The following is a 12,003-nucleotide window of genomic DNA, read 5'->3' as shown; positions in this document are numbered from 1 at the left end:
CTGCGAATCACGGTGCGGGTGTCCGATTCCTCCTACGCTGGTGCCTGTGACGGGGACGCGTACCGGCCTGCTGGCAGCCGGCCTGGCCATCGCCGCGACGGCCGCCGCGGTCGTGGTGACGGTGACCGTCGGCGACGACCGGGACACCGACGGCTCCGGCGGCTCCGCGGGCGGACCCGGCGCGACGTCCCTCGCGGACGGCGCCGACCGGGCCGAGGACGGCGGCGATAGCGGCACCGGGCCGGACACCGGCGTCGACGCCGGCGGCGCGGACGGCTCCGTCAGCGGCTACGCCTCCGACGAGGAGTACGCCGCCATCCAGCGGGTCCTCGACACGCGCGCCGAGGCCGTCCTCGAGGGCGACCGCGAGGCGTTCCTCGCCACGGTCGACGACCGCCCGGGCGTGCGGGCGCAGCAGCGCGTCACCTTCGAGAACCTCCAGCGCCTCGGGGTCGCGGAGATCCTCTACGGCCTGGAGCAGAAGACGCTGCCGGTGACGCCGATCCCCGGCGACGACCCCGAGGTCAAGCCCGACATCACCGAGCACGTCCGGCTGCGCGGGGTCGACAGCGAGCCGGTCTCCACCTCCGTGGGCTTCACCTTCGTCGAGCGCGACGGGCAGTGGCTGCTCGGGGCCGAGCGCATCGACGAGACCGAGCGCACCCTCAGCAGCATCGGCACGGCCCGCCCCTGGGCCGAGGGCCCGATCGCCGTACGTCGTGCCGGCTCGGTCACCGTCGTGGTCGACCGCAGCCGCAGCGACCAGCTGGCCGCCCTGACCGCACGCGTCACCCGCGCCCTGGGCTACGTGCGCGGCGAGATCGGGGTGACCGACCCCGCCCCCCTGCTGGTCGACGCCACGAGCAGCGGCAACGCCACCCGCCTGAGCTACGAGGGACTGGCCGTCGCCGGCGCCGTGTTCGGGCCGGCCATCACCACGACGCTGACCAGCCACGAGCCGCTCGGCGTCGCCGGCTGGCGGGTGAAGTACAACCCCGACGTGCTCGACGAGTTCCTCGACGACGACCGGGTGCTGCGCCACGAGCTGACCCACTTCGTGCTCCGGGAGAAGCCGCAGCCGCTGTGGCTGGGTGAGGGGATCGCCGAGCACCTGGGCTGGCGCCGGGCCGGCATGGCCGAGCTGGTCGTCCCGGGCCGTATCTACGACCGCCTCGCCACCTCCGCACCGCGCCGGCGGCTGATCACCGCCGACGAGTTCCGCGGCAACCCCGTCGTCGGCTACACCCTGGCCCAGGCCCTGGCCGAGGAGCTCCTCACCCGCGGCGGGGTGCCCCGCCTGCGTCGGCTGCTCGACGAGCTCGCCGACGCGGCCGAGGACAAGACCTCCCCCGCCCGCGCCCAGGCGGCCGCGCTGCAGGAGGTCTACGGCCTGAGCGGGCCGGAGCTCGCCGCCGCCGGCTACGCACGGCTGCTGACGATCAACCGCCTCTGACGCCCTCCGGGGCCGTCAGGGCCGGTCGAGCCAGTCCGCGGCGTCGGCCAGCGCCTGCTCGGCGGCGTCGAACACCGCCGGGTGGCGCCAGAAGCCGTGCACCATGCCGTCGTAGGTCAGCTCGGTGACGTCGGCTCCGAGGTCGCGGGCCCGCTCCACCAGCGCCCGCCCCTCGTCGACCAGGGTGTCCTCACCGGCGATCTGCACCAGGCTGCGGGGCAGCTCCCCCAGCCGGGTCGAGCGCAGCGGCGCCAGCTCGGGGTCGCGCAGGACGCGGTCGTCACCCGGCTCGACGTACTGCCGCCAGAACCACAGCCCGTCCTCACGGTCGAGCCCGCCGGTGGTCGAGGCGTACGACGCGGAGCTCGCCTCGGGGTCGAGGAACGGGTAGACGAGCACGGCTGCCTCGAGCACGCCCGGACGCCGCAGCGCGGTCCCGATCGCGAGGTTGGCGCCGGCGCTGTCGCCGACCACCCCGACCCGGCGTACGTCGACGCCGTGGTCGGTGCCGTGCGCGACCATCCAGTCGAGGGCGGCCACGCTGTCGACCAGCGCAGCCGGGAAGACGTGCTCGGGCGGGCGGCGGTAGTCGACGACGAGGACCACCCGGCCGGTGCGGTTGGCCAGCCGGCGGCTCGGGGCGTCGTGGGTCTCGAGGTCACCGAGGACGAAGCCGCCCCCGTGCAGGTAGACCAGCGCCGGCAGGTGCTCCTCGGGGTCCGCCCCGTGCGGACGCAGCAGACGCGCGGGGACCCCGCCGGCGTCGACGTCGGTGGTCTGCGCGACGTCCTCCTTCGGCTCGGCCAGGCCCTCCTCGCGCGCCGTCGCGCGCCGGGCGCGGATGCCCTCCGCGTCCAGGGTGTGCACCGGCGGCGCCTCGCCCCACAGGGCGAGCGCGGCGACCGACTGCGGGTGCAGGCTCATGCGCGCGTCCCGGCCTCGGCCTCGAGCCGGGCCAGCTCGTCGTCGACCACCGACGGGTCGAGCTTGGTGAACACCGGTGTGGGCTTGCCGACCGGCGTGCCCGCGACGAGCGGGCGTCGGCCCCAGGCGGGGGCGGCGGTGTAGTCACCGGTGATGACCGGGTAGCCCGCTCCCCCGTCGAGGTCGTCGACCTCGTCGATGCGGGGCATCGGCTGGAAGTCGCCCGAGCCACCGAGCACCGCGTCCACGGCGTTCGAGGCGTGCGGCAGGAACGGCGAGAGCATCGTGTTGCAGTCGCTCGTGGCCTGCGCCATGACGTGCAGCACGGTGCCGAGCCGCTCCCGCTGCTCCTCGCCCTTGAGCTTCCACGGCTCGGAGTCGGAGACGTACTTGTTGACCTCGGCCACGACACGCATCGCCTCGCCCACCGCCTGCTTCTGGCGGTGGCGCCCGATGAGGTCGCCCACGACGTCGAAGGCGGCCTCCACCCGGTCGAGCAGCGCCCGGTCGGTCGCGGTCAGCTCGCCGGCCGCCGGGATCTCGCCGAAGTTCTTCGCCACCAGGCTGGCGGTGCGGTTGACCAGGTTGCCCCAGCCGGCGACCAGCTCGTCGTTGGTACGGCGGACGAACTCGCTCCACGTGAAGTCGGAGTCCTGGTTCTCGGGGCCCGCGGCCGCCACGAAGTAGCGGAAGGCGTCGACCTGGTAGCGCGCCAGCATGTCGCGCACGTAGATGACGACCCGCTTGGAGGAGGAGAACTTGCGGCCCTCCATGGTCAGGAACTCGCTGGACACGACCTCGGTGGGCAGGTTCAGCTCCCCGAAGGTGCGCGGGCTGCCGCCCAGCGAGCCCTTCCCGGCGTACGCCAGCAGCTCGGCGGGCCAGATCTGGGAGTGGAAGGTGATGTTGTCCTTGCCCATGAAGTAGTAGGACAGCGCCGGGTCGGCCCCTCCCGAGCCCGTCGAGGGGTTCCACCACTCGCGCCAGCGCTCGGAGTCGCCGGTGCGACGGGCCCACTCGACGGAGGCGGACAGGTAGCCGATGACGGCGTCGAACCAGACGTAGAGCCGCTTTGTCGGCTCGTCGCGCCACCCGTCCAGCGGCACCGGGATGCCCCAGTCGATGTCGCGGGTCATCGCGCGCGGACGGATGTCGTCGAGGATGTTCTGGCTGAAGCGGATGACGTTGGGCCGCCAGGTGCCGCTGGACTCCCGCTCGTCGAGCCAGGCCTTGAGCGCGTCGGCCAGCGCCGGCAGGTCGAGGAAGAAGTGCTGCGTCTCGATGAACTGCGGGGTCTCGCCGTTGATCTTCGAGACCGGGTCCACCAGGTCGTGGGCGTCGAGCTGGTTGCCGCAGGTGTCGCACTGGTCGCCGCGGGCGCCGGGTGCGCCGCAGATCGGGCACGTGCCCTCGATGTAGCGGTCGGGCAGCGTGCGGCCGGTGGACGGCGAGATCGCGCCGTACGTCGTGCGCTCCTGGAAGTAGCCGTTCGCGTGGACGCCGAGGAACAGCTCCTGGACCACCGCGGTGTGGTTGCGGGTCGTCGTCCGCGTGTAGAGGTCGTAGGAGACGCCCAGCGCGCAGAGGTCCTCGGCGATGAGTCGGTGGTTGGCGTCGGCCAGCTCCTGGGCACTCACCCCGGCCTCGTCCGCGGCGATGAGGATCGGGGTGCCGTGCTCGTCGGTGCCCGAGACCATGAGGACGTCGTGACCGGTCATGCGCATGTAGCGGCTGAAGACGTCGGAGGGCACGCCGAAGCCGGCGACGTGGCCGATGTGGCGCGGGCCGTTGGCGTAGGGCCAGGCCACCGCCGACAGCACGGGGGGCCGGGCGGGGCCGCCGGGGGGATCGGTCTCGGGGACGGTCATGAGGCGCATCCTATGCAGCCGCGGGGCATCGCCCGACCCGCCCGACGTGGTGCAGACGACACCCGCTCAGGGGGCTCCCGATGCATGGATCCGGGGCCTGAGGGGCAACAGTGTTCCGATGAGTCCCGACAACGAGACGCCCCGAGTCATCGCCGGCCGCTACACCCTCGACGCCCAGGTGGGCCGTGGGGGCATGGGTGTGGTCTGGCGGGGCGAGGACCGCATGCTCGGTCGGGAGGTCGCGCTCAAGAAGATCGGGCTGATGCCGGGCGGCGCCGAGCCGGACCTCGTCCGGGCCGAGCGCGAGGCCCAGCTGGCCGCCCGGCTGAACCACCCCCACATCGTCGCGGTCTTCGACCTCGTCGCCGACGGCGACGCCCAGTGGCTGGTCATGGAGTACGTCCCCGGCCAGACCCTCGGGCAGATGGCGACCGAGCAGGGACCGCTCGACCCCGAGCGAGCCCGCGTCGTGCTGGCCCAGGCCGCCGACGCGCTGGCCGCCGCGCACGCCGCCGGCATCCTCCACCGCGACGTGAAGCCCTCGAACATCCTGGTCCGCAACGACGGCAGCGTGAAGCTGACCGACTTCGGCATCGCCCGCGCCACCGCGGACGTGACCCTGACTCAGACGGGCCTGGTCACCGGGTCGCCGGCGTACCTCGCCCCGGAGGTCGCCTCGGGCGGTCGTGCCTCGGCCGCCAGCGACGTGTGGGCCCTGGGCGCCACGCTCTACCACGCCCTCGAGGGCCGTCCGCCGTACGACATGGGCGGCAACGTCATGGCGGGGATGTACCAGATCGTGCACGGACCGGAGCCCCGCAGCGACCGGGCCGGGATGCTCACCCCGCTGCTCGAGCACACGCTGGTCAAGGACCCCGAGAGCCGGTGGTCGATGGACCAGGTGCGCGCGGCCCTGGCCGACCCCCGCCGTCTCGACGAGGCGCGCTCCGCCGGGACCGACACGGTCGCGACGACCGCGGTCCCCCCGACGCGTGTCGCCCCCGCTGCCCCGGTCGCGTCCCTGGTCAGCCGGGCCACCGAGCGCCACCGGCCCGAGGACGACGACGAGGACTACGAGGCCGAGCCGGTGTGGACCACCGTCGACACCGGCACTTCCCACCGGCCGACCGGTGACGAGCCGCCGGTGATCGCTCCCGCGCCGAGGACGCGGCGCAGTTCGCCGCGCAGACGTCGCGGCCTGGCGGTCGCCGCCCTCGTCGCCGGCCTGGCTCTGGTGGCCTTCCTCGGCATCGGGCTGGTCACCGGGCTGCTCGGCGGCGACGGTGACGAGACGGCGAGCGAGGATCCGTCGACCTCGTCGAGCACGGAGGCCTCCGAGTCCGCCGAGGCCTCTCCCAGCCAGACGCCGTCGGCCGACACCGAGACGGTGGCGGACCGGCAGCGGGCCTTCGTCACCGACTACCTGGAGACCGCCACCACCGACACCCAGGCGTCGTGGCAGATGCTCACCCCCGGCTACCAGCGCGAGAGCGGCGGCTTCGGCTCCTACGACGGCTTCTGGAGCCTGAACCAGAGCGCCCAGGTCTCCGAGATCACGCCCGACCCGGCCAACGACCGGGTCAGCTACACCGTCAGCTACGGCCGCGCCGGCGGCGAGACCACGTCGCCGGAGCGGGTCACGCTGCAGCTGGTCCCCGACGGGGACTCCTTCCTCATCGCCGACCAGCTCTGAGCGCCGCGTCGCGCCCCGGAGCCCGGCCGCGGGCGGGTTTGGGGGGCCCTGGGCCGGTGGTGTACTGATGAGCCATGCCCGGAACCAACCTGACCCGCGACGAGGCCGCTGAGCGCGCCCGTCTGCTCGACGCCACGTCCTACGTCGTCGACCTCGACCTGACCGTCTCCGACAAGGTCTTCGCCAGCACCACCACCCTGCGGTTCACCTGCCGGGAGCCGGGCGCGGAGACCTTCGCCGACCTCGTCGACGGCGACGTGCGCCGCATCAGCCTCAACGGTCGCGACCTCGACCCGCTCGAGGTGTACGCCGACCACCGCATCGCGCTGACCGGGCTGGCGGACGACAACGAGCTGGTCGTCGAGGCCCTGCTGCCCTACTCCCACACCGGTGAGGGCCTGCACCGCTTCGTCGACCCCGTCGACGACCGGGTCTACACCTACACCCAGTTCGAGGTGCCGGACGCCCGCCGCGTCTACACCACCTTCGAGCAGCCCGACCTGAAGTCGGTCTTCACCTTCACCGTCACCGCCCCCGAGGGCTGGACGGTCATCTCAAACGCCGCCACCCCCGAGCCGGAGACCCTCGACGAGGGCCGCGCCCGCTGGTCGTTCGGCACGACCGAGCGCATGTCGACGTACATCACCGCGATCGTGGCCGGGGAGTACCACGCGGTCCACCACTCCTATGACGGCCCGCACGGCACCATCCCGCTGGGCCACTTCTGCCGCCAGTCGGTCGTGGCCCACCTCGACGTCGAGGAGCTCGTCGAGGTCACGAAGCAGGGCTTCGCGTTCTTCGAGGACGCCTTCGGCTACCCCTACCCGTTCGGGAAGTACGACCAGGCCTACGTGCCGGAGTACAACATGGGCGCGATGGAGAACGCCGGCTGCGTCACGCTGCGCGACGAGTACCTCCCCCGGTCCCGCCAGACCCACGCCTTCTACGAGCAGCGCGCGAACACCGTGCTCCACGAGATGGCCCACATGTGGTTCGGCGACCTGGTGACCATGAAGTGGTGGGACGACCTCTGGCTCAACGAGTCGTTCGCCGAGTGGGCCGCGCACCACTCCTCGGTGAAGGCCACGAAGTACACCGAGGCCTGGACCGGCTTCACCAACGCCCGCAAGAACTGGGCCTACCGCCAGGACCAGCTGCCCTCCACCCACCCGGTGGTCGCCGACAACGTCGACCTCGAGGCGGTGGAGGTCAACTTCGACGGCATCACCTACGCCAAGGGCGCCTCGATCCTCAAGCAGCTGGTGGCCTACGTCGGCGAGGAGGAGTTCCTCAGCGGGCTGCGGGACTACTTCGCCAAGCACGCCTTCGGCAACACCGAGTACGGCGACCTGGTGACGGCCCTCGAGGCCGTCTCCGGACGTGACCTGGCCGCCTGGAGCAAGGCGTGGCTGCAGACGTCGGGCGTCAACACGCTGCGTCCGTCCTTCGACGTCGACGAGGCCGGCACCTTCACGTCGTTCGCGGTCGAGCAGAGCCACCACCCCGACTTCGCGACCCTGCGCCCGCACCGCATCGGCATCGGCCTCTACGAGGTCGACGGCGGCCGGCTGGTGCGCACCCACCACGTCGAGACCGACGTCGACGGCGCCTCCACGGAGATCCCGGAGCTGGTCGGCCGGTCCCAGCCGGCGCTGCTGCTGCTCAACGACGGCGACCTGTCCTACGCCAAGATCCGCCTCGACGACCGCTCGCTCGCGACCCTGGTCGCCTCGATCGACACCCTCGACGACTCGCTGGCACGAGCCCTGTGCTGGGGCGCCGCCTGGGACATGACCCGCGACGCGGAGCTGTCGGCCACTGCCTTCGCCTCCCTGGTGCTCCAGGGCGTGGCCACCGAGAGCGACCTGACCGCGGTCAGCGCCCTGCTGCGCTACGCCCAGACCGCCGTGGACGTCTACTCCGCACCCGAGCACCGCGAGGCGCTCCGGGCCCGGTGGGACGCCGGCGTGCGCGAGCTGGCGCTCGCCGCCGAGCCGGGCAGCGACCACCAGCTGGCCCTGGTGCGGGCCCTGACGGCCGCCGCCCACGCGGACGAGACCCTCGACCTGCTCGTCGGCTGGTACGACGGGTCGCAGTCCCTCGAGGGCCTCTCGCTCGACCCCGACCTGCGCTGGCTGCTGCTCTACGCCGCCGTCCGCCGGGGCCGGGCCGGCGAGGAGGAGATCGCCGCCGAGCAGGAGCGCGACGGCACCATCTCGGGCCGCGAGCGGGCCGCCTCGGCACGGGCGCTCATCCCCACGCCGGAGGCCAAGGAGGCCGCCTGGCAGACCGCGGTGGAGCGCGACAACACGCCCAACGAGACCCAGCGCCAGATCGCGGTGCACTTCCAGGAGTCCGGCGACGACGCGCTGCTGGCGCCGTACGTCGACCGCTACCTCGAGGCCGCCGAGACGATCTGGGAGTCCAAGGGCGTCCAGCGCTCCCGCGTGGTGCTGCAGTGGATGTTCCCCCGCACCCACGCCACCCAGGCCGTGCTGGACCGGGTCGACGCCTGGCTGGCCGACAACCCGGCCAACCCGGGAGCGGTCCGCTTCGTGCGCGAGGGCGCCGACGACGTACGCCGGGCGCTCGCCGCCCAGGCGTTCGACGCCGCCGTCAACTGACCCCCCTCCTGCGGCGAAGCGTCGCTCGTGTACGCGCGAAACGTCGCGGGTGTACGCGCGACGTTTCGCGCCGGAGGGGGTCGGCTCTCGGGGAGGATGGGCGCCGTGAGAGCGAGAACCGCGCCGTGACGGCGGCTTCCCGGGGCGCCCACGGTGCGTCCACGCGGCCGGAGGGCGGCCCTGCGCTGGGCATCGGGGCGGCGCTGGCCCTGGCCGTGGCGCTGGTGGCGGCCTGGCAGGTCGTCTTCTGGGCGCTGGTGGCCTGGGGCCCCGACGGGTCCCCGGCCGGAGCCTTCGTGCTGCCACCGGCGGCCGCCCTCCTCGTCCCGCTGGGCGCCCTGGCGGCGTTCGGGTGGTGGCGGGCGCCGTGGCTCGTCGGCGTCCCGCCGCGCGCGTCGTGGGGCCTGCTGGTGCCGGTCGTGGCCCTCGAGCTGCTGGTGGTCCTGCAGCTGCAGGTGCCGCCGGGCGTCTTCCTGGTGGCGTTCGTCGTCACCGGTGCGAGCGAGGAGCTCCTGGGACGAGGCGTCGTGCAGCAGCTGCTCCTGGGGATGCACCGGCTGCCGCAGGTGCTGCTGTCCGGCGGCCTGCTGGCCGTCGGGTACGCCGTGACCCTGCGGGTGCTCGACTTCGGGACGGCGAAGGTCGCCCTCGTCGCCGGCACGGTCCTGTGCTTCGGGGTCGTGCACGCGGCGCTGCGCCGCCGGGGCGTGCCGGTGGCGCTGCTGGCCCTCATGGGTGCGCTCGTGGTGTGGCCGCAGTTCGCGCTCGACGCCTACGACCCGTTGACCGCGGTCGCCTCGGTCGTGGCGCTGGTCCTCGGCGTGTGGGCCACGCTCGACGAGCCGACCAGCCGGGGCACCCCGGAACCGTGAGCGTCGTCCTCCTCCCCAGTCCCCTGCTGCCGTCCTCCGCCTACACGGGGCTGCTCGAGGCGCTGGCCGGCGCGGCACCCACGACCGACGGGGCACGCCCGGCCGTGCTCGCCGACCCCTCCGGGCCGACCACGGGCGGGGAGCTCGTCGAGCGCTGGTCGGCGGTGGCGCGCGACCTGCGCCCCGACCTGATCGTCGCCCACAGCAACGCCGGCTACCTCGCCCCCGCGGTCCGCGCCCGGGCCGCTCCGGGGGCGGTGGTCGTGCACGTCGACGCCGCGCTGCCGCCGGCCGGTCGACGACGTGCCGCCCTGGCCCCGGCGGGCTTCCGCGACTTCGCGGCCTCGCTGGCCGACGACACCGGCCTGCTGCCGCCCTGGACGGACTGGTGGCCACGCGCCACGCTCGAGGCGCTGGTGCCGGGCGAGGTGCTGCCCGCGCTGGAGCGCGACTGCCCCCGCGTCCCGCTCGGCTACCTCGACAGCACGGTGGACGTGCCCGACGGGTGGGCGGCGGAGCCCACCGCCTACCTCGCCTTCGGCGACACCTACGCCGACGAGGTCGCCTTCGCCGGCGCCCAGGGATGGCCGCTCCTCACGCGCGAGGGCGGCCACCTGCAGTTCCTGTGGACACCGGACCGAGTCGCCGCGGACGTCCTGGCGCTCGAGCGACGTAGCCGCGTCGCTCCTCGCTGACGCCGGCCGGGCGCCGGCCCCACGGACGAGCGGCCGGGGCGTCAGGTCTGGTTGTGCGAGGTGTGCAGGCTGCGCGGCTTGCGGGCCTGCTGGGCCAGCCGGTCGATGCCGCGGGTGATCGCGCCGACGAGGTCGTCGTGGGCCAGCTGCGACTGCATCTCGACCACTGTGAGGCGCACCTCCTTGTCCTCGAGCTCGAGGCGGGCCACGGACCCCGTCACGATCTCCAGCACCCGGGCGGCGGGGTCGATCAGCAGCAGGATGGAGCGGTCGGGGGCCACGAGCGCGGCGTGCAGGCGCTCGGCGTACTCCCGGGAGGGACCCTCGGTGGGGCCCACGAAGACGGAGAACTCGAAGCGGCAGACCGTCTCGGCGTCGCGCATGGCGCGGTCGATCTGCTGCCGCTCGGCGGCGGTGAAGCCGTCAGAACTGGGCACCGGCACCTCCCACGGGCTGACGGTCCGCGGGGACCTCGTCGGCGGCCGGGGTCTTGCGGGGGCCGCCGAACCACTCGCTGCGCTCGCGGAAGACGAGCGCGGGCTCGGTGGACTGTCCGCGGATCATCGAGGGCAGGTAGGTCAGCAGCGCGAGGACCGCGATGATCGCGAGCGGGATCCCCACGAGCACCGTGAGGAACTCCAGGGTGGAGGGGTCCTCGGCCTGCTCCCAGGCGGTCGGGGGCTCGGCGGAGGCCGGCGAGGCGGCCGTTCCGAGCGCGAGACCGGTGGTCAGGACGGCGAGACGTCGCAGAGCGGTCGGCATGTCGGTTCTCACACGGCTCAGCCTACCGGTCGGCTCGGACCACCCCGGCCCGATCACCTAGCCTGCTCGGATGATCTCGCTCACCACCACTCCCCCCGAATGCGCCCAGGAGGACTGGCTCTGCCGGACCGTCTCCGACGCCACCGGCAACGACTGGTTGGCGGCGGCAGCGGACTGGCTCATCGCCAAGCCCGCGGTCATCCTCTTCATCCTCATCGTGGCCTGGATCGCCCGCTGGCTGGTCTACAAGGTCGTCGCGCGCGTCGTGCGCCGCGCCGCCCACGGGGTCGTGCCCGTGGGCCAGGGCTCGCTGGCCGAGGCCGACGAGTCCGCGCACCTCACCGCCCGGGTCGCCCGCGAGCGGCGCAAGCAGCGCGCCGAGACCCTCGGCCAGGTGCTCCGCTCGGTCGCGTCGTTCGCGATCTTCGCCATCGCCGGCGTCATGGTGCTCTCCGAGTTCGACGTCAACGTCGGCCCGCTGATCGCCGGCGCCGGGATCGTCGGCGTCGCCCTCGGCTTCGGCGCCCAGTCGCTCGTGTCGGACTTCCTGTCCGGCCTCTTCATGCTCTTCGAGGACCAGTACGGCGTCGGCGACGTGGTCGACGTCGGTGACGCCACCGGCACCGTCGAGGCGGTGACCCTGCGCGTGACCCGGCTGCGCGACGTCAACGGCACCGTCTGGTACGTCCGCAACGGCGAGATCCTGCGCGTGGGCAACATGAGCCAGAACTGGGCGCGCGCGGTCCTCGACATCAAGGTCGGCTACGGCGAGGACCTCGCCCGGGTCCGCCGCGTGCTGACCGACCTCTTCCACCACCTGTGGCTGGACCGCGGGTTCCGCGAGCTCGTCATGGAGGAGCCCGAGGTCTGGGGCGTCGAGCGCATCGACCCGGACGCGGTGATCGTGCGGGTGGCGCTCAAGACCGTGCCGCTGGAGCAGTGGGCGGTCGCCCGCGACCTGCGCCAGAAGATCAGCGAGCGCTTCCGCGCCGAGGGCATCGAGATGCCGCTGCCGCAGCGCGTGGTCTGGCACCGCGACGCCCCGGACGGTCCGGCCGGCGGGGGACCGGTGCACGAGAAGGCCGGGGCCTCGGACTGAGGCCCCGGCCCTC

At 73.5% G+C, this 12,003-nt stretch carries 10 protein-coding genes; 6 read left to right on the top strand and 4 right to left on the bottom strand.

Annotated elements, in window-relative coordinates; all coding sequences use genetic code 11:
• Positions 1–46: 46 nt before the first annotated feature.
• Positions 47–1,453, top strand: a complete 1,407-nt coding sequence (locus G7072_RS04870; protein WP_166084507.1) for a hypothetical protein — start codon at positions 47–49, stop codon at positions 1,451–1,453.
• Between the two features lie 15 nt (positions 1,454–1,468).
• On the opposite strand, the gene G7072_RS04865 is transcribed toward G7072_RS04870, so the two are convergent.
• Positions 1,469–2,377: an alpha/beta hydrolase gene (locus tag G7072_RS04865; protein ID WP_166084505.1), complete on the bottom strand. Its 909-nt coding sequence runs from the start codon at positions 2,375–2,377 to the stop codon at positions 1,469–1,471.
• A complete protein-coding gene (metG, locus tag G7072_RS04860; protein WP_166084504.1) occupies positions 2,374–4,245 on the bottom strand; it encodes a methionine--tRNA ligase in 1,872 nt (623 codons plus the stop codon). The genes G7072_RS04865 and metG overlap by 4 nt, the downstream gene beginning before the upstream one ends.
• A gap of 118 nt (positions 4,246–4,363) precedes the next feature.
• Here metG and G7072_RS04855 point away from each other — a divergent pair, with 118 nt between their 5' ends.
• The 4 genes from G7072_RS04855 to G7072_RS04840 all read left to right on the top strand — a co-directional run bounded on the left by G7072_RS04855 (position 4,364) and on the right by G7072_RS04840 (position 10,129).
• The gene (locus tag G7072_RS04855) at positions 4,364–5,938 is read left to right on the top strand and encodes a serine/threonine-protein kinase (RefSeq protein ID WP_166084503.1); all 1,575 of its coding nucleotides are present in this window, start codon (positions 4,364–4,366) and stop codon (positions 5,936–5,938) included.
• A gap of 74 nt (positions 5,939–6,012) precedes the next feature.
• Positions 6,013–8,562, top strand: a complete 2,550-nt coding sequence (pepN, locus tag G7072_RS04850; protein ID WP_166084502.1) for an aminopeptidase N — start codon at positions 6,013–6,015, stop codon at positions 8,560–8,562.
• 125 nt (positions 8,563–8,687) lie between these two features.
• Positions 8,688–9,434 (top strand): hypothetical protein, encoded by a 747-nt coding sequence (locus G7072_RS04845; protein ID WP_166084501.1) that lies wholly within the window; start codon positions 8,688–8,690, stop codon positions 9,432–9,434.
• Entirely contained in the window at positions 9,431–10,129 is a 699-nt protein-coding gene (locus G7072_RS04840) for an alpha/beta hydrolase (RefSeq protein WP_166084500.1), read from the top strand. Before G7072_RS04845 ends, G7072_RS04840 begins: the two co-directional genes overlap by 4 nt.
• A gap of 41 nt (positions 10,130–10,170) precedes the next feature.
• On the opposite strand, the gene G7072_RS04835 is transcribed toward G7072_RS04840, so the two are convergent.
• Positions 10,171–10,566 carry a TPM domain-containing protein gene (locus G7072_RS04835; RefSeq protein WP_166084499.1) on the bottom strand — a complete coding sequence of 132 codons (396 nt, stop codon included), beginning with the start codon at positions 10,564–10,566 and terminating at the stop codon, positions 10,171–10,173.
• Positions 10,553–10,903: a hypothetical protein gene (locus G7072_RS04830; RefSeq protein WP_166084498.1), complete on the bottom strand. Its 351-nt coding sequence runs from the start codon at positions 10,901–10,903 to the stop codon at positions 10,553–10,555. The genes G7072_RS04835 and G7072_RS04830 overlap by 14 nt, the downstream gene beginning before the upstream one ends.
• A gap of 58 nt (positions 10,904–10,961) precedes the next feature.
• Between G7072_RS04830 and G7072_RS04825 the strand changes: the two genes are divergently transcribed.
• Positions 10,962–11,990: a mechanosensitive ion channel family protein gene (locus G7072_RS04825; protein ID WP_166084497.1), complete on the top strand. Its 1,029-nt coding sequence runs from the start codon at positions 10,962–10,964 to the stop codon at positions 11,988–11,990.
• The last annotated feature ends 13 nt before the right edge of the window (positions 11,991–12,003 follow it).

This window comes from Nocardioides sp. HDW12B, assembly GCF_011299595.1.
Lineage (GTDB): Bacteria > Actinomycetota > Actinomycetes > Propionibacteriales > Nocardioidaceae > Marmoricola_A.
Note: the sequence above shows the minus strand (reverse complement) of the source record. Positions and strands in the feature narration are given on the sequence as shown.

Bases quoted from the DNA above. Each gene is read 5' to 3' on its own strand.
- G7072_RS04825 (WP_166084497.1), top strand. From the start codon at position 10,962: ATGATCTCGCTCACCACCACTCCCCCCGAATGCGCCCAGGAGGACTGG.
- G7072_RS04855 (WP_166084503.1), top strand. From the start codon at position 4,364: ATGAGTCCCGACAACGAGACGCCCCGAGTCATCGCCGGCCGCTACACC.
- pepN (WP_166084502.1), top strand. From the start codon at position 6,013: ATGCCCGGAACCAACCTGACCCGCGACGAGGCCGCTGAGCGCGCCCGT.
- metG (WP_166084504.1), bottom strand. From the start codon at position 4,245: ATGACCGTCCCCGAGACCGATCCCCCCGGCGGCCCCGCCCGGCCCCCC.
- G7072_RS04865 (WP_166084505.1), bottom strand. From the start codon at position 2,377: ATGAGCCTGCACCCGCAGTCGGTCGCCGCGCTCGCCCTGTGGGGCGAG.